This window comes from Companilactobacillus sp. (genome assembly GCF_022484265.1).
GTDB lineage: Bacteria > Bacillota > Bacilli > Lactobacillales > Lactobacillaceae > Companilactobacillus.
This window is the reverse complement of the sequence record NZ_JAKVLR010000001.1, coordinates 482,820-503,407: the sequence shown is the minus strand read 5'-3', so window position 1 is coordinate 503,407 and position 20,588 is coordinate 482,820. Positions and strand designations below refer to the sequence as shown.

General features: G+C 39.0%; 17 protein-coding genes and 1 pseudogene. 17 read left to right on the top strand and 1 reads right to left on the bottom strand.

Annotated elements, in window-relative coordinates; genetic code table 11:
- From sufD to sufB, 4 genes are read left to right on the top strand one after another with little or no spacing between them, the layout of a single operon-like run.
- Window positions 1-1,290 carry a Fe-S cluster assembly protein SufD gene (sufD, locus tag LKF16_RS02535; RefSeq protein ID WP_291468345.1) on the top strand — a complete coding sequence of 430 codons (1,290 nt, stop codon included), beginning with the start codon at window positions 1-3 and terminating at the stop codon, window positions 1,288-1,290.
- Window positions 1,274-2,512, top strand: coding sequence for a cysteine desulfurase (locus LKF16_RS02530; RefSeq protein WP_291468344.1), 1,239 nt, complete (start codon window positions 1,274-1,276; stop codon window positions 2,510-2,512). Before sufD ends, LKF16_RS02530 begins: the two co-directional genes overlap by 17 nt.
- Window positions 2,499-2,927, top strand: coding sequence for a Fe-S cluster assembly sulfur transfer protein SufU (gene sufU / locus LKF16_RS02525; RefSeq protein ID WP_291468342.1), 429 nt, complete (start codon window positions 2,499-2,501; stop codon window positions 2,925-2,927). Before LKF16_RS02530 ends, sufU begins: the two co-directional genes overlap by 14 nt.
- A gap of 23 nt (window positions 2,928-2,950) precedes the next feature.
- Window positions 2,951-4,393, top strand: a complete 1,443-nt coding sequence (gene sufB / locus LKF16_RS02520) for a Fe-S cluster assembly protein SufB (RefSeq protein ID WP_291468340.1) — start codon at window positions 2,951-2,953, stop codon at window positions 4,391-4,393.
- A 170-nt stretch (window positions 4,394-4,563) separates the two neighbouring features.
- Here the strand turns inward: sufB and LKF16_RS02515 are convergent, their stop codons facing one another.
- Window positions 4,564-5,325 carry a nucleoside phosphorylase gene (locus LKF16_RS02515; RefSeq protein WP_291468338.1) on the bottom strand — a complete coding sequence of 254 codons (762 nt, stop codon included), beginning with the start codon at window positions 5,323-5,325 and terminating at the stop codon, window positions 4,564-4,566.
- Between the two features lie 348 nt (window positions 5,326-5,673).
- Between LKF16_RS02515 and tyrS the strand changes: the two genes are divergently transcribed.
- The 13 genes and pseudogenes from tyrS to xylB all read left to right on the top strand — a co-directional run bounded on the left by tyrS (window position 5,674) and on the right by xylB (window position 20,531).
- The gene (tyrS, locus tag LKF16_RS02510; protein WP_291468337.1) at window positions 5,674-6,918 is read left to right on the top strand and encodes a tyrosine--tRNA ligase; all 1,245 of its coding nucleotides are present in this window, start codon (window positions 5,674-5,676) and stop codon (window positions 6,916-6,918) included.
- A 19-nt stretch (window positions 6,919-6,937) separates the two neighbouring features.
- A complete protein-coding gene (nhaC, locus tag LKF16_RS02505) occupies window positions 6,938-8,359 on the top strand; it encodes a Na+/H+ antiporter NhaC (protein ID WP_291468336.1) in 1,422 nt (473 codons plus the stop codon).
- Between the two features lie 253 nt (window positions 8,360-8,612).
- Complete coding sequence (locus LKF16_RS02500; RefSeq protein ID WP_291468333.1) at window positions 8,613-9,557, top strand: aspartate carbamoyltransferase catalytic subunit; 945 nt, start codon at window positions 8,613-8,615, stop codon at window positions 9,555-9,557.
- A complete protein-coding gene (locus tag LKF16_RS02495) occupies window positions 9,517-10,782 on the top strand; it encodes a dihydroorotase (RefSeq protein WP_291468331.1) in 1,266 nt (421 codons plus the stop codon). The genes LKF16_RS02500 and LKF16_RS02495 overlap by 41 nt, the downstream gene beginning before the upstream one ends.
- A gap of 28 nt (window positions 10,783-10,810) precedes the next feature.
- Window positions 10,811-11,500: an orotidine-5'-phosphate decarboxylase gene (gene pyrF / locus LKF16_RS02490; protein ID WP_291468329.1), complete on the top strand. Its 690-nt coding sequence runs from the start codon at window positions 10,811-10,813 to the stop codon at window positions 11,498-11,500.
- The gene (pyrE, locus tag LKF16_RS02485; protein ID WP_291468327.1) at window positions 11,500-12,138 is read left to right on the top strand and encodes an orotate phosphoribosyltransferase; all 639 of its coding nucleotides are present in this window, start codon (window positions 11,500-11,502) and stop codon (window positions 12,136-12,138) included. Before pyrF ends, pyrE begins: the two co-directional genes overlap by 1 nt.
- Window positions 12,138-13,160 (top strand): quinone-dependent dihydroorotate dehydrogenase, encoded by a 1,023-nt coding sequence (locus LKF16_RS02480; protein WP_291468325.1) that lies wholly within the window; start codon window positions 12,138-12,140, stop codon window positions 13,158-13,160. Before pyrE ends, LKF16_RS02480 begins: the two co-directional genes overlap by 1 nt.
- Window positions 13,161-13,252: 92 nt before the next feature.
- Window positions 13,253-14,146: a DUF561 domain-containing protein gene (locus LKF16_RS02475; RefSeq protein ID WP_291468323.1), complete on the top strand. Its 894-nt coding sequence runs from the start codon at window positions 13,253-13,255 to the stop codon at window positions 14,144-14,146.
- A gap of 23 nt (window positions 14,147-14,169) precedes the next feature.
- Window positions 14,170-14,664: an acyl-CoA thioesterase gene (locus LKF16_RS02470; protein ID WP_291468322.1), complete on the top strand. Its 495-nt coding sequence runs from the start codon at window positions 14,170-14,172 to the stop codon at window positions 14,662-14,664.
- A gap of 27 nt (window positions 14,665-14,691) precedes the next feature.
- Complete coding sequence (locus LKF16_RS02465) at window positions 14,692-15,825, top strand: ArgE/DapE family deacylase (RefSeq protein WP_291468321.1); 1,134 nt, start codon at window positions 14,692-14,694, stop codon at window positions 15,823-15,825.
- Window positions 15,826-15,994: 169 nt separating this feature from the next.
- Window positions 15,995-17,503, top strand: a complete 1,509-nt coding sequence (locus LKF16_RS02460) for a YfcC family protein (protein ID WP_291468320.1) — start codon at window positions 15,995-15,997, stop codon at window positions 17,501-17,503.
- Window positions 17,504-17,609: 106 nt separating this feature from the next.
- Window positions 17,610-18,947: pseudogene (locus LKF16_RS02455) on the top strand (M20 family metallopeptidase).
- An 81-nt stretch (window positions 18,948-19,028) separates the two neighbouring features.
- Window positions 19,029-20,531, top strand: coding sequence for a xylulokinase (xylB, locus tag LKF16_RS02450; protein WP_291468319.1), 1,503 nt, complete (start codon window positions 19,029-19,031; stop codon window positions 20,529-20,531).
- Window positions 20,532-20,588 lie beyond the last annotated feature (57 nt).

Here is a 20,588-nt window from a genome sequence, read left to right as displayed (position 1 = left end):
ATGCGACCAAGTATAAAAGAAAATTTTGTCGATGATACGATTGCTTTTTCAAAAAGCCATAATGAACCCCTTTGGTTTCAAAAGATGCGTGAAGAAGCTTTAAATCATTCTGATGAATTGAAACTACCTGTCTATGAAAAGATCAATTATCGTTCATGGCGTTTGGATCATCCTAAGGCTCCGTTTCAAACACCTTCAAACGATAACCAATATGATTTGCCAGAGACTAAGAATTTATTAGTTCAAAATGGCGACCAAACCTTAGTTTCAAAACTTGATCAAAAGCTCATTGACCAAGGCGTGATCTTTACTGATATTTGGACAGCTTTAAAAGACTATCCAGAGTTAGTTCAGAAGTACCTATTGTCGACAGCTTTGAAGCCAACTGAAAATAAACTGATCTCATTAAACCTAGCTTTGATGAACGGTGGTTCTTTCTTGTACGTTCCTAAGAATGTCCAAGTCAAAGATTCTATTCAGGCCATTTACTTGCAAGACAACCATGAGCAAAAAGATTTTGTCCATCATGTTTTAGTAGTTGCTGATGAGGGTAGTGAAGTTACCTATCTAGAAAACTTTTTGAGTCAAGGAACTGATGCTGAAAACATTGCAAATGTTGTCGTTGAGGTCGTTGCCGAAGATAATTCACACGTCCATTTTTCTGCTTTGGACCAATTCGGCGAAAATGTTTCGACTTACCTCAATCGTCATGGTTATGTCGGCAATAATGCTGAATTAGACTGGGCCATTGGCTTTATGAACGATGGTAAAGTTGTTGGCGACTTCGGGACTGATTTACGTGGAGAAGGTTCACACACGGAAGCCAAAGTTGTGGCTATTACTACCGGCGAACAAGTTACTGGAATCGATACTAAGGTAACTAACTACGGTAAGCATTCGATTGGGCACATTTTGCAGCACGGGGTCATCTTGCAATCATCAACATTGACCTTTAATGGTGTTGGTCACATTGTCAAAGGTGCTCGTGGATCTGATGCACAGCAAGAAAGCCGTGTCTTGATGCTATCTAGAACTGCTCGTGGCGATGCTGATCCAATCCTTTTGATCGATGAAAATGATGTCACAGCTGGACATGCTGCTAGTGTCGGACGCGTCAATGAAGATCAAATGTATTACTTAATGAGTCGTGGTATTGATGAGGAGACTGCTCAGAGATTGGTAATTCGTGGATTCTTGAGTTCAGTGATCACCGAGATCCCTGAAAAAGAAGTCCGAGTTCGTCTGACTGATATGATCGAGAGGAAACTGATCAATGGACAACAAAAATAATCCTTGGAAAAAGGATTTTCCGATCCTTGATCAAAAGGTCAACGATGAAGGTCTAATCTATCTAGATAACGCAGCCACGACGCAAAAACCTCAGACAGTTATCAACGATATTACGGATTTTTATACTCACGACAATGCCAATGTTCATCGTGGAGTTCACACGTTAGCTGAACGTTCGACTGAGCAATTTGAACAAGCTCGTGAAAAAATTCAACATTTTATCAATGCTGAACATAGCGATGAAATAATTTATACCAAGGGTACGACTGACTCTTTAAATATTATTGCCAGAAGTTACGGTGAAGAAAATATTGAAGAAGGCGATGAGATCGTCATCTCATATTTGGAGCATCACAGTAATCTTGTGCCTTGGCAACAATTAGCAATCAAAAAACATGCAACCTTAAAATACATCGAATTGGATAACGATGGTTTCGTTGATCTTGACGATGCCAAGAAAAAAATCACTGATAAAACCAAGATTGTCTCAATTGCCCATGTTTCCAATGTTTTGGGTGTGATCAATCCAGTTAAGGAAATAGCCAAACTAGCTCATCAGCATGGAGCGGTGATGGTAGTTGATGGTGCCCAGTCGGTACCACACATGCCTGTTGACGTTCAAGATCTTGATTGTGACTTTTTAGCTTTTTCAGGACATAAGATGCTTGGTCCAACTGGAATTGGCGTCTTATACGGTAAGGAAGAACTATTGAATCAAATGTCTCCAGTCGATTCTGGTGGCGAAATGATCAATTTTGTCCATTTGTACGAAACTGATTGGAATGATCTCCCTTGGAAATTTGAAGCTGGAACTCCAAATGTTGGAGGAGCAATCGTGTTGGGACATGCAGTGGACTACTTGAATGAGATCGGCATGGACAAGATCTTTGATTATGAGAAAAAATTAGTTGATTACGTCCTACCCAAGTTGTTGGACATTGATGGATTGACGGTCTACGGACCACATGATCCCAAAAAGCATACTAGCGTTATCTCATTTAATCTTGATGATTTGCATCCACACGACTTGGCTACTGGACTAGATATGGAAGGCGTTGCTGTTAGAGCTGGACATCACTGTGCACAGCCATTGATGAAATACTTGGGCGTGTCAGCAACTGCACGAGCAAGTTTTTATTTTTACAATACATTTGACGATGCCGATACATTAGTTAAAGCAATTATTGCAACAAAGGAGTTCTTCAAAAATGGCACTATCTAAAATGGATAATTTATATCGTCAAGTCATTTTGGACCATTCTGCACATCCGCACCATCACGGAGAATTAAATGATTCAACCAATGAAATTGAATTAAAAAATCCGACTTGCGGAGACGTTCTGCAATTAGACGTCAAAGTAGACGATGGTAAAATTACTGATATTGCCTTCAGTGGCTACGGATGCACGATCAGTCAAGCATCAGCCAGCATGATGACTGATGCGGTCATGAATAAAGATGTTGAAACTGCAGAAAATATGGTCGAAGATTTTTCAAATATGATCTTAGGCGAAGATACTGATACAGATATTTTAGATGATGCGGCAGTCCTAAAGGGCGTTTCACAATTTCCTGCCCGCATCAAATGCGCAACACTAGCCTGGAAAGCGCTGCATAAAGCACTTAATGAAAAATAAAATAATTGCAGGAAGGTGAAATTATGCCAGAAACAGAAAATACTAAGAATAATGAAGAAGCTGTATCGTCTGTTGAAGCCCTCAATCTAGATAAAGATTACGATTTTGGATTTCACGACGATGTTAAGCCTGTATTCTCAACTGGCCGTGGATTAACGGAAGACGTTGTTCGCCAGATCTCCAAAGAAAAGGGCGAGCCTAAGTGGATGTTGGATTTTCGTTTGAAATGCTACGAAACTTATAAACGGATGCCAATGCCTGACTTTGGACCAGACCTTTCAGGCCTTGATCTTAAAAATATGCTCTATTATCAAAAGCCAACTGACAAAACTTACCGTGATTGGGAAGATGTTCCAACTGAGATCAAAGATACATTTGACCGTTTAGGCGTTCCTGAAGCTGAACGTAAATATTTAGCAGGTTCATCTGCTCAATATGAGTCAGAAGTGGTTTACCACAATATGAAAAATGAGTTCGATAAGTTAGGAATTATTTTTACTGACACTGATTCAGCTCTAAAAGAATATCCAGAGCTATTCAAAAAATGGTTCGGAAAACTTGTTCATCCAAATGACAATAAATTTGCGGCGTTGAATGGAGCCGTTTGGTCTGGTGGATCATTTATCTATGTGCCAAAGGGTGTCAAATTGGATATTCCAATTCAGTCCTACTTTAGATTAAATGCTGAAAATACCGGTCAATTTGAACGGACCTTGATTATTGCCGACGAGGGCTCAAGCGTAAATTATGTTGAGGGATGTACTGCACCTAATTACTCGTCAGATAGTTTGCACGCCGCTGTAGTTGAGGTATATGCTCAAAAAGACGCATACGTTCGCTATACAACGATTCAAAACTGGTCGAATAATGTTTACAGTCTTGAGACAAAACGTGCTCAGGCAATGGAAAATGCCACAATGGAGTGGGTCGATGGAAACTTGGGTTCAAAGATCACCATGAAATACCCATCAGTTTATCTTGATGGCGAAGGTGCTCGTGGAACAATGCTGTCAATTGCCGTTGCTGGACATAACGTTGATCAGGATGCTGGAGCCAGAATGATCCACAATGCCAAAAATACTTCTTCGTCAATTGTTTCAAAATCGATCTCAAAAGACGGTGGAGCAGTTGATTATCGTGGAACAGTCAGATTTGGCAGAAATTCTGATGGTTCAAAAGCCCATGTTGAGTGCGATACGATCATCATGGATGAAGAATCTAGTTCAGATACGATTCCTTATAACCAAATTTTGAATGGTAATGTTTCGATGGAGCATGAAGCGAAAGTTTCAAAAGTTTCTGAAGAGCAACTTTACTATCTGATGAGCCGTGGTTTAAGCGAAGCCAAGGCAACAGAAATGATCATCATGGGATTCGTGGAACCATTTACTAAAGAATTACCAATGGAATACGCAGTTGAATTAAACCGTCTGATCTCCTACGAGATGGAAGGAACAGTTGGATAATCAAGAGTCTGATAGGACGTGTTAAGCTCCTGACTATTAACGTAAAAAGGTATCTAATTCGTATTTTTTGAATTAGATACCTTTTCTAGTTTGTGGAGATATGTTTTGATGCACAGTAAGCTACGAGTCAACAGAAATGACAATTATGCGATGTACATCTTTATTTACCGTTATTTTGTTTTCGCAACTTCTTTGGCGATGGCAAAGGCAGCTTTCATCGCAATTGGGATCTCATCACGATAATCAGAACGTACTTGCCACATTTTTGAATCCAAGTTATCCGCAGTCGTAAAAAATGGATAGGCATTGATCTGACGGAATTTTGCCCAAGCAAGGATTGCTGAAGCCTCCATATCGACAAAGGAACAGCCAGCTTGTTTTCTACTTAGAAAGGTATTTTTGGTCTCGCGATAAATTGCATCTGTTGTCCAGGTTTTGCCTTCAATGTAGGGGATGCTTTGGTTGGACAAGGCGCGCTCGATCAAGACTTTAGTCGGATCAGACATTGATATTTCTGGACTAGCCGGTTGATAATGATATGAGGTCCCTTCATCACGAACAGCTCTAGTAGGGATAGCGATTTTGCCAAATCCAATCGTGTTGTCTAAAACTCCACAAGTCCCAAAAGTAATGAACTTTGAAGCGCCCATGATCCGTAGGTCTTCAAACGTGGAAATACATTGTGGCGCTCCAACAGGCGCCATGATCATCCCGATGGTTAAATCTCCCAATTGATATTTATAAACATAATTAGCACCATTTAGAGATTGGGATATTCCAATCGTTTGCAAACCGTTGTCGATGGCAAATTTTTGCATTAATGTTCCGTAAAAAGGGGCAACAATTATTTTTGGAAAATTTGCGATTGGTTGGTTACGTTGATCAGGATGTAAAATTTCTGGACTTTGGTCGTCAAAATCATCGATAAGCATGTTATCACCTGGATTTTTTAAATTAGAATTATTATACAACATTGGAATTTTTTAATTTTCTGACTTGCAAATTTTTACAGCTCTGCTATTATTTTAGACATAAATTGATTTTGATTTTATTTCAAGTAGCAAGATATCTCAGTGTTCAGAGAATTGACGGTTGGTGAAAGTCAAGCAGGATATCATAGCCAAATACGGAATCAAAGTCTCGTGTCCTACGTTACAGGAGTAAAGAGCGAATAGACTATCTATTCGAATTTTGGGTGGTACCGCGCAAAGAGCGTCCCTGCATTATGCAGAGACGCTCTTTTTTTATTCCCGTAGGATAATTTTAGGAGGAATTTTTTAATGAATATTATTGACGAACTTAAATGGCGTGGATTGGTCAATCAAACTTCTGACGAAGAAGGTTTGAAGAAACTGACTGAAAAAGAAGATATTTCGCTTTATTGTGGAATGGATCCAACTGGAGATTCCATGCACATCGGCCACTTGTTGCCATTTATGACTTTGCAAAGATTTGCTAACGATGGAAATCATCCATACATCGTTATCGGTGGAGCCACTGGTTCAATTGGTGACCCAAGTGGTAAAAAGGCTGAACGTCCTATGCAAACAATGGAACAAGTTCAACATAACGTTGATGCTTTGAGTTCACAAGCTCATCGAATTTTTCCAAGCTTTACGATGGTCAACAACTATGATTGGACAGCTCATATCGGAATTCTAGACTTCTTGAGAGATTACGGAAAGTTGTTCAACGTTAACACAATGCTGAATAAGGAAATCGTTTCAAGTCGTTTGGAAACAGGTATCTCATTTACTGAATTCACTTATCAAATTTTACAATCGCTTGATTTCTTAACTCTTTACCGTCAACACAACGTCAAGTTGCAAGTTGGTGGTGGAGACCAATGGGGTAATTTAACAGCTGGATTGGACTTGATCCACAAGGCAGAAGGTCAAGATGCTGAAGTTTATGCTCTAACAATTCCATTGTTGTTAAAAGCTGACGGAACTAAATTTGGTAAAACAGCTGGCGGTGCAGTTTGGTTGGACGCTGAAAAGACTTCGCCATATGAATTCTACCAATTCTGGTTCAACCAAGATGACAAAGACGTGATCAATCTTTTGAAGAAGTTTACGTTCTTGTCAAAAGAAGAGATTGATGATTTGGCTGAAAAAGTTAAAACTCAACCGGAAAAACGTGAAGCACAACGCAAATTAGCTGAAGAAGTAACAACTTTTGTCCACGGAAAAGAAGCATTGCAAGTTGCTCAAAAGATCACTGAAGTCTTATTCTCTGGCGAGATCCAAGAATTGACTACTGAGGAAGTTTCACAAGCCTTTAATGGTGTACCAAGTGCTGAAATTTCTAATGCTGAGATCAATTTAGTCGATCTATTGATCGCCGCAAATGTCGACAAATCAAAACGTCAAGCAAGAGAAGATATTCAAAATGGTGCCATCAGGATCAACGGTGAAAGATTGACTGATACGACATTAAATATTGATCCAAAAACATCTTTTGACGGAAAATATATCGTCATTAGACGTGGTAAGAAGAAGTACTTTTTAGCAATAATCAAATAGATCAAAGAAGATGACAGTTATGAAAAAAGAAAGTCGATTAACATTTTGGGAAAGTTTAATAATCATGCTTGTGATGTTTGGACTTTTGGGAACTATGATGATCAAATTAAAAATGACGCCGCAGATCCCGATCCTTCTAACATTTACTTTGTTGCTGTTTTATGGAAAATTTCGTGGATTCTCGTGGAATGAACTCCAGCAGGGAATTATCGATGGTGTCAAACCAGGTATAATTCCGATGATCATTTTTATCATGATTGGCGTCTTGGTAGCTGCCTGGTTAATGTCAGGAGTGATCCCAACGATCATGGTTTATGGACTTGAATTGTTAAATGCACGTTTCTTTTTATTCACTGTCTTCGTCAGTTGCTGTTTAGTTGGTGTGATCGTAGGTTCATCATTTACAACTATCAGTACCTTAGGAATCGTATTTATGGGTATTGGCCATGTGATGGATATTAATGTGGCTCTGACGGCTGGTTCAATTGTTTCTGGTGCATTATTCGGTAACAATATGTCGCCGCTTTCTGGAACGACTAACTTATCAACTGGTATTGCAGGGGTCGATAATGTTTTTGACCATATCAAGACGATCTCTCATACAGCCTTGCCATCAGCAATCATTGCTGCAATTATCTTTTTGGTTGCTGGTCATACTGGAGCAAATCCCAACATGAGCTCAGTTCATCATATTATCAATGCATTGCAGAGCAATTTTTTTGTATCGCCATGGATGTTGATTCCAATCGCTGTGTTGATCATATGTGCTGTGATGCAAGTTCCAGCTATTCCAACGCTTCTATCAGGTTCGATCGTGGCAATCGTCATGCATATTTTTATTGATCATCCTAGCTTTTCAACTATTAGTAATCAGATCATGCTTGGATACAAACTCAATTCACCTGATAAAAAAATCAACGCCATTGTTTCTGGTGGCGGAGTATCTAGCATGTTAGATAGTATTTCCTTGATTTTAGTTGCCTTAACTTTGGGTGGAGTTCTCTTAAAACTAGGCGTTGTCGATAATTTGATCGGTAAACTCAAAGAACAAGTTAATACGCCAGGTAAGTTGATCTTAACTTCGATTATTTCCGCCATCGGCGTTAACTTCTTAGTTGGTGAACAATACATCTCTATCATTCTTCCTGGTACGACCTTTAGAAAGAACTTTGAAGAACAACATATTAATCCAGAATACTTATCAAGAGTTTTAGCCACTGGTGGTGCCGATATTAATGCATTAGTCCCATGGGGCGTCAGCGGAATCTTTATTTCAGGAATCCTTGGCGTAAGTCCATTGGTATTTATTCCATTTGCATTTTATGTTTGGTTGAATCCATTACTAACCGTGATCTTCGGTTTCGTATTTGGTAAAAACTACAAGACAGACAGTTTGGCTTCCAGAAATGCTGTCGAAAATGTAGCAAAAGAACTTGACTAATTCTGAGATTTAAATTATATTATTTGCAACGAAAACTTTTAAACAAGTCCTGTGAGGCTTGGAAGGTTCATACATTTAAGCTAAAAGTGTAAACTTCCTAACCTTGTGGGATAGGAAGTTTTTTGTTTACCATAAAAAATAAAATAAGAGGAATTTTTAATCAGATCCAGTGAGGTCTCAAAGATTTTGTAGGGGAAACTCTACCGTGAGGACGCTGGTGAAAACTGGAGTCCTTTTTATTTGGAGGAAAACAATGAAAAATATACTTTCTATGTCACAATTCTCGAACCAAGAGGTTTACGATCTAATTGATCGTGCCATTGAATTTAAAGAAGGAAAGACTTCAAACGTCGGCATGGACAAATACGCCATGAACTTATTCTTTGAAAACAGCACCCGAACAAAATCAAGTTTCCAAGTTGCAGAAATGAATTTAGGAATGCGCGAAATCGCATTTGAGGCAGGATCTTCTTCAACAACTAAAGGTGAAACTTTATACGATACAGTCAAAACGATTGAAAGCATCGGTGCCAGCGTGGCAGTTATTCGTCATAGCCAAGACGAATTTTATAATCAATTGTTGAACCGAAATATCAATATCCCAATCATCAACGCCGGTGACGGTACTGGTCAGCATCCATCACAATCATTGCTTGACATGATGACGATTTTTGAACATTTTGGTCAATTTGAAGGTTTGAAAATTGGTATTATTGGTGACTTAACTCATTCTCGAGTAGCACATTCAAATGCCGAAATTTTAACCAGATTAGGTGCTGAGGTAAGCTTTGGTGGCTTAGATTCATGGTATACAAATGAATTTGCTGAAATTGGACCACACATGTCAGTTGATGACCTATGTTCCGAAATGGACGTTGTCATGTTACTTAGAGTTCAACATGAACGTTTGTCAGCTGATGAGAACAAGAATTTTTCTAAGGAAGATTACTTCCAACAATATGGACTGGACATGCGTCGAGTTGATATGATGAAAGAAGATGCCATGATCATGCACCCAGCTCCAGTAAATCGTGGAGTTGAGATTGCCGATGATGTTGTTGAATGCGACAAGTCATATATCTTCAAGCAAATGCAAAATGGTGTTTTCATGAGAATGGCAATGATCGAAGCTGTACTACAAGGAGAGAATTCTACTGATGAACTTATTAATCAAAAACGCCAAATTATTTTACGATAATAAAATTTCTGATGCCGATTTGTTGGTAAAGGATGGCAAATTTGAACGAGTGCAGGCACATCTTGAACCGGGAAACGCCGAAGTGATCGATGCAGACCACAATTTAGTTGCACCTGGATTAGTCGATGTCCACGTACATTTTCGTGAACCGGGACAAACTCATAAGGAAACAATTGAAACTGGTTCAAAAGCTTCTGCTCACGGTGGATTTACGACTGTAGGAGCAATGCCAAATGTTGTGCCTGTACCAGATACTCCGGAAAAGTTTCAAAAGCAATTAGAATTAAATCATCAAAATTCAGTAATCAATACGTTGCAGTATGCACCTGTGACTAAAGACGAAGTTTCCACTGAATTAAGTCCGATTGAAGAATTGGATAAATTAGGAGCGATGGCTTTTTCAAACGATGGTCATGGAATCGATAACGCTCAAACAATGTATTCAGCGATGGAAAGAATTGCTGCACTAAATTCAACCTTAGCTGCACACGTGGAAGATCAAAGTTTGTTTGATCACGGTGTCATCAACCAAGGTAAAACTGCAACACGTCTTGGTTTACCAGCAATCAAACAAGCTGCTGAAACTTCACAATTGGCACGTGACCTGCTTTTAGCAAAAGATACTGGAGTTCACTATCATGTTTGTCACATTTCAACAGCAGATAGTGTCAGTTTAGTGAGACTTGCCAAAGATGCGGGTATTAACGTTACCGCAGAAGTTAGTCCTCATCACTTGCTTTTAAGCGATTCAGATATCGTTACAGACGATGCTAACTTTAAAATGAATCCTCCGCTAAGAAGCGAGTTTGACCGTGCTGCTTTAGTCGCCGGTCTCCAAGACGGAACAATCGACATGATTGCAACCGATCATGCACCACATGCTAAAGATGAAAAGAATCAAGGCTTTTTAAAAAGCGCGTTTGGTATTACGGGGATCGAAACGTCGTTCCCACTAATGTATACCAACTTGGTTGAACAGGGTATCATGACTTTAGAAGGATTATTGCAAGTTATGGCTGTAAAACCAGCTAAGATCTTTGGATTGCAAGATGCTGGACAGATCTTGTTCAACAAACCGGCAGATTTTACAATTATTGATCTTGACCAACAGTATGAAATTGCTGAAAATGACTTCATTTCCAAAGGTGTCAACAGTCCTTTCATCGGAGATCTCGTATCAGGTAAAGTACTAAAGACGTTCGTTAATGGAAAACAAGTTTATTAAAGTGTAATTGAAGGGGAAACGTAGATATATGGATAAACCAGTGATAGTTGCTTTAGATTTTGCAGATGATTTTGAATGTATTCAGTTCCTAAGCCAATTTCCAAAAGATACTGATTTATTTTTAAAAATTGGATTAGAGATGTTTTGTCAATTTGGATACCCATTTGTGAGAAGTTTAAGAAATCGTGGCTACAAGATTTTCTTAGATTTGAAATTGCATGATATTCCTAACACAGTTAGACGAACTTGCGAGATGATTGCTAAATGGGATGTTCAAATGCTGACGGTGCATGCCAGTGGTGGTTCAGAAATGATTGCTGCTGCTAAAGAAGGTCTATCTTCTAGCAACACTAAGTTATTAGCAGTTACTCAATTGACTTCTCTTGGCCAAACTGAACTTAAAGATGAATTGCAAATACCTTTAAAATCTCAAGACTATGTAACTCACTTGGCAAGTCTGGCCTTCAATAATGGCGCCGATGGGGTGATCTCATCAGCACTGGAAGTCCCTATGATCAAAGAAGCAACTAGCCCAGACTTTCTCTGCGTGACTCCAGGTATTCGACCTAAGTCCGCTCAGATCGGTGATCAAAAACGTGTTGCAACGCCTGCTCAAGCTCGTGAATTAGGCAGTGATGCAATTGTTGTTGGACGTCCGATCACACAGGCTTCAGACGGATTTTTCGCATATAAAGACATATATCAGGAGTGGAAATAATGGAAAATAAGCAAGTTGCTGAAAATATTGCAAGTCAATTATTAAAAATCAAGGCAGTTAAGCTAAGTCCAAAAGAACCTTTTACATGGATCAGTGGTATTAAATCACCAATTTACACCGATAATCGAATGACAATCGCATATCCAGAATTCAGACAACAAATTGCCCAAGATTTAGCTGATTTGATTCAAAAAAATTATCCTGATGCCAATGTTATCAGTGGAGTTTCTACAGCTGGTATTCCACATGCGACCGGAGTAGCTAATATTTTAGGACTTCCAATGAACTATGTACGTTCAAAGCCAAAAGATCATGGTACAAAAAGTCAAATTGAAGGCCGAATTCAACCAGGCGATAAAGTAGTTGTGATCGATGATTTGATTTCAACTGCTGGAAGTATTTTAGAGGCTGTTGACGTTGTTCGAGCAGAAGGTGCTGAAGTAGTCGGAACTGCCGCAATCTTCACTTATAATTTGCCTGAAGCAGACAAAAATGTTGAAGCTCACAAAACTACTTTAAAGACTTTGACTAACTATCCAGTCATGATCGAACAGGCCCAAAAATTAGGCTACGTTGAAGCTGAGGATATGGATTTACTACACCAGTGGTATAAGGATCCAGAAAGCTGGTGCAAATAATGGATTGGTACCACATGCTCAGACCCATGATCTTTGCGGTTGACCCTGAGATGGATCATCATATCGTAGCAGATGGATTGCGGATTTTTAATCGCAATCCGCAATTGCTCCAAAAGATGTTTTATGCTAAAAAACGAGCCAATTTAAAAACGGTTGTTAAAGGTGTTACGTTTGATTCTCCAATCGGCATTGCCGCTGGTTTTGATAAAAACGGCCAATTTTATAATAGTTTAGGTGCTTTGGGTGCCGGTTTCGTTGAAGTGGGTTCAGTTACTAAAAATCCACAAGCTGGGAATCCGAAAAAGAGAATTTTCCGTTTGCCAGAAGACCAAGCTATCATCAATCGGATGGGTTTGAATAACACTGGTCTTGATGCGGTTAAAAAGCGTTTGGAATCAGGTATGCGTTCGACAAAAATTGGCTTAAGCCTGGCACCATCTCATGGTTTAAATACTGATCAAATGATAAACGAGTTGATCGATGATGTTCGAAAAGCTCATGATTCAGCTGACTATATTGCACTCAATTTAAGTTGCCCTAATCAAGTTGGTGTCATGTCGTTGCAAAAACCAGAAACTTTGATTGAATTACTGACAAAGATTGGCGACTTAATGATCGATGAACCAATTTTTTGCAAATTTAGCAGTGATTTGACCTCTGAAGAACTAATCGATATTTTGAATCAAACTGGGACATTGATGGACGGCGTGATTTTATCGAATACTAGTTTATCGAGGGATGATCTTAAATCCACTAACCAAACTGAAAAGGGTGGTTTAAGTGGTAAACCACTATTTGAAAAATCATTGGCGTTAACCAAAGCAATTCATAACAAATTTGGATCAGAATTGCCTATCATGTTCTCGGGTGGCGTATTTGATTACCAAGATGCTCAAAAGGCTTTGGATGCTGGAGCTAGCTTGGTGCAAGTTTATACTGGGTTCATTTATAACGGACCAACACAGATCGAACAGATCAATCGCCAACTATCAGAAGCCAAAATTATTCATAATTTGTCATAACGAACACCTTTTGGTGTTTTTTTTATTTGATATTGGAAAACGTTAACATAAAAATATGATATTCTAATCATTAGACATACGAGGATGAATTTATGAATATAACAAAATTGCTAAATATCAAATATCCCTTGATCCAAGGTTCGCTAGCTCGAATTTCTCGACACGAACTTGTTTCTGCAGTCAGCAACGCTGGAGGTCTGGGCATTTTGACTTCTGTGGGCATGGATCAAGCAGAATTAAGAGCACAGATAGATACGATCAGAAATGAGACTGATCAGCCATTTGGCGTAAATTTAATGTTGCAACAACCCAATATTCCAGAATTAGTTGAGGTCTTAGTTGAAAAAAGAGTTCCGGTTGTTACAACCGGTGCAGGAACGCCAGCTCCTTATTTTGAAGCCTTACACGAAAATGGCACCAAGGTAATCCCAGTGATTCCAAATGTAGAAATTGCTCAGAAAATGGAACAATTAGGCGTTGACGCTGTAGTAGCTGAAGGGATGGAATCAGGCGGACACATTGGTCAAATGACAACCATGACGTTGGTTCCACAAGTGGCTGATGCTGTAAATATTCCCGTTATAGCTGCCGGTGGCATCGCTGACCGACGTGGAGTCGCAGCTGCTTTAGTATTAGGAGCTCAAGGAGTTCAAGTAGGAACCGCCTTTTTGGCCGCTGAAGAAACGCCAATTAGTTCGATCTACAAACAAATGGTCATTTCTGCAAATGACAATTCAACGGCAATTACTGGAATCACTTTAGGAGATCCAGTTAGAAGCTTGAAGAACCCGTTAGTTGAAAAAATTGTTCAATTAGAACAATCAGGTAGCACGAAGCAACAACTGCGTGACTTGCTAGATGGTTCTTTGAAAAAAGCTGTTTATGATGGAGATGCAGCCGATGGATCATTTATGGCTGGCCAAATTGCTGGTGAAGTAAATGAGATTAAACCTGCAGCAGAAATAATTTCTGAGATGTTCAGCTAGACAATCATACCGAGGTAATATCAATGAAAGAAATCACGTGCAAACAAACTCGAGCAACTAGGGAACAATTAGTTTTTGATTCAGACTTAAATGACAAGGGAACTTTTTTTGGTGGAACGACCTTAAGTTTGTTGGATGAGAATGCCGGATTAGCGGCTTTTAAATTCACTAACGTAAAATTTGCAACTGCCAATTACGATCATATGAATTTTTGGAATCCCATTACGACACAAGATTCGATCAAGATCGTCTCGTACGTGACAGGTGCCAATAACCGGGCAATCGAGGTTTTTACAAAGATTTCTGCGATTGACTTGAAGACGCAAGCGTCTAAAATCGCATTTAGTAGCTTTTGTACGCTGGTTACCTTGAAACAGTACGGCGATGTCAAATTTCCAACACTAGTTCCTGAATCTGAGGAAGAACGATACCTCGTGGCAGGATATGCGGACCGTTTGAATGCACGCAAAGCTAATTTTTCAAACGAGAAAGAATTGTTGGGTCATTTAACTGATTAGATTAGAAAAAGTTTGGAGATGAATCACATGGAACAAGCTGAAAAATTGAACATTTTATCAAAATTCATTTCAATCAAAACTGTTAATGACAATGAAAAAGATTTAGCATACTTTATTAAGGATTTATTTGATGAGCACGAAATTTTTAGTGAAATTTTGCCATTGGAAGGAAATCGAGCCAATTTAGTAGCTGAAATCGGCGATGGCGATAAGATCTTGGCATTTTCTGGACACATGGATACGGTCATGGCAGGAGATGGCTGGGATCATTCTCCTTTCAAAATGACTGAAGACGGAAACGAACTATACGGTCGTGGAACGACTGATATGAAGGCTGGCTTAGCAGCTATGGTCATCGCCATGATCGAGTTAAAGCAAAGCAAAGTAAAACTCAACGGTAAATTACGCCTATTAGTCACTGCTGGTGAAGAAGTATCTGAATATGGAGCTGAAAAGCTGACTGACGATGGATACATGGATGATGTTTCAGGATTAGTTATTGGAGAACCTTCGGCATATAATTTAGGTTATACTCATATGGGTTCTTTAGACATTCGCATTTCATCAAAGGGTAAAGCTGCACACGCGTCATTACCAAGCCAAGGATTTAATGCAATCGTTCCTTTACTGGATTTCTTGTCCAAAGCTAAGAAATCCTTTGACAATATTGAAGTTTCTGATCCAGTTCTGGGACCATTTATATACAATATCGATACAATTGCTGGAGGGACGCAAGTTAATGCCATCCCTAGCGATGCAGTAGTCGAGATCAATTTTCGGACTATTCCCCAATTCAATAACGATCAAGTTATTGCTGAGGTTCGAAAGTTGGTCGATGAAGTTAATGAAGATGAAAAAGTTCAGTTAACGACTGAGATCATTTTGGATCTGCCAGTGGTTCAAGCGGGGAAGAACAGTTCGTTGATCAATTTAGTCGCAAATATCGAATCCAAATATTTTGGCAATAAAGTCGTTAAGATCGGAATTCCTGGTACCACAGATGCTGCCAAATTTTTAAAGAATAAACCAGCTGATTTTCCGTTAGTCATCACCGGTCCTGGAAATTTGACGATGCATATGGCAAATGAGTCAGTTCCAAAAGACATGTATTTTGATTTTGTGGACATTTATAAAAAAATTGCTACAGACTATCTCTACTAAATTAGAATTTAATTGACAACTCTATAAATGAGTTGTCTTTTTTTATTGAAAAAGTTAATTAGCATCTTGCTAAGTTAATGATTCTTTATTAAAATTTTTCTAATGTATGTATTGTTTTTTGATGTGATTACACGTATCATAGAAACATTGTAGGATAGGGGATAAATCGATGCTTAATTTAAATAAGAGATTACGGATGCCATCAGCATTTACCATTCTGTTTTTGCTGATCATCCTTGTCGCGATACTGACCTGGATCGTTCCCGCAGGTCAATATGAAACTACTAAAGCGGGTAACATTATTGCTGGGACTTATCAAAGTAGATCTAGTACTCCGCAGGGATTATGGAATATATTTGAAGCACCAATCAATGGTATGGTTGGTACAAAAACGACTGAGGGAGCAATTTCGGTATCTTTGTTCATCATGGTTATTGGTGGATTTTTAGGTGTTACAACGAAAACTAGAATGCTGGATGACGGCATTGGTTCAGTTGTAAAAAAATATGCCGGCCGTGAAAAAATCTTGATACCATTTCTCATGATTTTATTTGCTATTGGTGGATCAACTTTTGGTATGGGTGAAGAAACAATTGCCTTTGTGCCAATCTTAGTTCCAATCATGGTGCGAGTTGGGTACGATAGTATTACCGCCATTTCGATATCGTTGATTGGTTCGCAAGTTGGTTGTATGGCATCGACAGTCAATCCCTTTGCAACTGGTGTTGCATCAGAAACAATCCACATTTCGCCTGGTGAGGGTATTATTCCTCGTTTGATCTTTTTAGTATTAACAGTAATTATTGCAATTATTTATGTTATGCATTATGCCATTAAGGTTAAGGAAGACCCATCAAAATCAGTCGTATTCGAACGTCGTCAACATGACCTTAAGGAATTTGCCAATTCAGATCATGAAATTGTTGAATCGTTGTCGAAGCGCCAAAAACGTGTCTTAGTCGCATTTCTATTGATCTTCGTCGTAATGATCTGTAGTTTGGTGCCATGGACTAGTTTGAATAAGAATTTTACATTCTTCGTTGATTTTACTCATTGGATCACTAATGTACCATTCTTAGGGGCTTTCATTGGTAAGAGTTTAGTTCCACTAGGAAACTGGTACTTTACCGAGATCACCACGTTGTTCTTAATTGGTTCGGTTTTGATCATGTATATTTTCCACATGAGTGAAACTGATTTTATCAATAGTTTCATGGGTGGCATGAGCGACTTATTGAATGTTGCAATCATTGTCGCTGTGGCACGTGGTATTCAAGTAGTGATGAATGACGGAAATATTACGGCAACAGTTTTACATGCAGGTGAAACTGGACTGCACGGGTTATCATCATCCTTGTTTATCGTTTTGACATACATTTTCTATATTCCAATGTCATTTTTAATTCCATCTAGTTCCGGATTGGCTGCCGCTACAATGGGCATTATGGGCCCTCTAGGACGTTTTTCAGGCGTCAGTGGTTCATTGGTAGTTACGGCTTATCAATCGGCTTCAGGGTTCGTGAACTTGATTACGCCAACATCGGCTATTGTCATGGGATCATTAGCAGTTGCACATATTAATATTGTGACTTGGATCAAATATGTATCTAAATTGATGTTGATACTGTTTGTTTTCACAATTATATTCTTAGTAATTTGTTCGATTTTTAAATTCTAATTTTAATAATCTCTGACCGTATGGTTAGGGATTTTTTTGTATCCTGTACAATTTTTAAATTATTGATAGAGTTAAATTAATAAAACAAATTTTTGGAGGAACTTCAATGAAAAAATTTATTTCCGATGTACTTCAAAATGAAGCGGTTCAAGATTTGGCTAAGTTGGTTGCAGTTCCGTCTTTTAATTCAGAAGCAAAAGCTAAGGCGCCATTTGGAGCAGGGCCTAAAAAAGCCCTACAGACAGTTTTAAAAATCGCTGGCGAATTGGGATTTTAAACCTTTGAAGATCCTGAGGGATACTATGGATATGCCGATATTGGTAAAGGGGCAAAAACTTTTGGAGTTATTTGTCACGTTGATGTTGTACCAGCTGGCGACGAGTCCGAATGGACAACTGATCCATTTGAATTGGTCGAAAAATCCGGTGAGTTGTTTGGACGTGGCGTCCAAGATGATAAGGGGCCAACGGTTGCTATTTTGTACGCAATTAAGTCAATCATTGACGCGGGTTATCAGTTAAAAAATAAAATTAGAGTAATCTTTGGTACCGATGAAGAGATTCTTTGGCGTTGCATGGCAAAATACAATCAAAATGAGGCACCAATTGATTTCGGAATCGCTCCCGATGCCGAATTTCCACTTATCTACGCTGAAAAAGGTTTACAGCAGTCATATATTGTTGGTCCTGGCTCTGATACATTGGAGTTAAACTTGCTGAATTCATTCAATGCTGTGCCTGGTAAAGCTGAGTATGATGGGACTAAACAAGAAGAAGTCAAAAGAGCACTAATGGCACACGAATTTGCATTTGATTCCGACAAAGACAAAATAATCGTTCAAGGTAATTCAGTTCATGCTATGAATGCAACTGAGGGTACCAATGCAGTCGTCAGATTGGCAATCGCCTTAGCAGATGTATTTCCAGGACAACCAATGTTAGAATTTTTGAGTAAATTCGGTGAAGATGCTACTGGCAGCAATATTTTAGGAGAGGTATCCGATCAAGTTTCCGGTCAATTGACGTTTAACATTTCTAGTCTTGTGATCAACAAAAATGAATCTCGGATCCAGATTGATTTACGAATCCCAGTCCAGGTGGATCATGATGATTTGATCAAAAAATTAGAAACAGCTATCAATCCTTTTGATTTGAAATATGAGAATTTTGACTATGTTGCGCCTCTTTACGTGCCGACTGACAGTCATATGGTCAAAACATTAATGGAAACTTATCAAAATGTCACTGGCGATACGAAGTCTAAGCCAACTATTTCTGGTGGTGCTACTTTTGCACGAACAATGCCGAATACAGTAGCTTTTGGAGCGATGTTGCCAAGTACTCCAGATCATATGCATCAAGTTGATGAGAGCTGGAGCAAGTCTGATATGCGAATCGCCATGGAAGTATATGCTCAATCGATATATCAACTTTGTGTTAAGTAGTTATCTGTTATACACTAAATGTTAAATAATCCAAAAACTAGGTTATGATGCCTAGTTTTTTTTGAGGAGTAATTTTATTAAATGAGTTATGTAATGGGAATCGACCTCGGAACTGGATCGGTCAAGGTTTCGGTCATGGATAAAGCAGGAAAGACCGTTGCCCAAGAAAGTTCCAATCTCACCTTGGTACAAGAACAACCAGGTTACAGCGAACAAAATCCTGAGGATTGGGTAACTGCAACTACGGTTGCAATTGTCAATCTTGCGTTAAAGGATCACGTCAACTTGCAAGATGTTGAAGGTGTCAGCTATTCCGGACAGATGCATGGTCTAGTTCTTTTGGGAGCGGATCAACAAGTGTTACGCCCAGCAATTTTATGGGATGACACCCGCACAACAGAACAATGTAAAGAAATAATGGATATTTGCGGTCAAGATTTTGTTAAGATCACGAAGAACTTGCCACTTGAAGGTTTCACATTACCAAAAATTTTGTGGGTCAAAGAAAATGAACCTCAATTATTTGCCCAAGCCAAAACATTTTTATTGCCAAAGGATTATTTACGCTATCGAATGACTGGCGATTTAAGCATGGAATATTCTGATGCAGCTGGAACAGTCTTACTAGATGTAGTGAATAAGACTTGGAGTAAAGAAGTTTGCGATAAACTCGGTTTGGATATTGGCCTTTGTCCAAAATTGGTCAGTTCGCTTGATCAAGTTGGAACGATCAGCGAACATTATGCACAATATTCAGGGATGTCGACTAGTACGAAAGTATTTGCTGGTGCTGCAGATAATGCCGCAGGTGCAATTGGAAGCGACATTATGGATCCCAACAAGGTCTTGATCTCGACTGGTACTTCCGGAGTAGTTTTAAGATATGAAGATAAACCCAATGACTATCAAGGTCAACTGCACTTTTTCAATCACGCAATTCCTGATAAATTTTATTCAATGGGAGTTACATTAGCCGCAGGACACAGTTTAAAGTGGCTGTATCAAACATTTGGCGGTGAGGAAGATTCACTGGATGCATTTGTTAAAACAGCCAATGATGCTCCTGTTGGTGCCCACGGCTTGATTTTTACGCCATACATTGTTGGTGAAAGAACTCCATATGCAGACAGTAAAATTCGTGGTAGTTTTATTGGAGTTTCAAGTATCAACACAAAGGCTGACTTTGTTCGTTCAGTCTTAGAAGGCGTGATCTTCTCTTACCAAGATCTGTTGAACATCTACCATGAGCATGGTCAACACTTTGATACTGTTTATTCAATTGGCGGCGGTGCAAAGAGTCCGTTGTGGCTCCAGATCCAAGCTGATGTTTTCAATAAGAAGGTGTCAACCATCGAAAATGATCAAGAACCAGGCCTTGGTGCAGCCATGATTGCCGCAGTTGGGGTAAAATGGTTTAGTAACCTTGAAGACTGTGCTGATCATTATGTTAAAAAGGGTAAGAGCTATTGGCCAATCCCTGAAAATGTTGAGAAATATCAAAAGCTCTACCAGATATATTCTCAAGTTTATGGTCAGACAAAAGAAATGAATCATGAATTAATTGATTTTAGAAATAACGATTAGGTCAAGGGTTGAGGATATTTTTCTCAATCCTTTTTGTTAGAAAAACATATGGAGTGG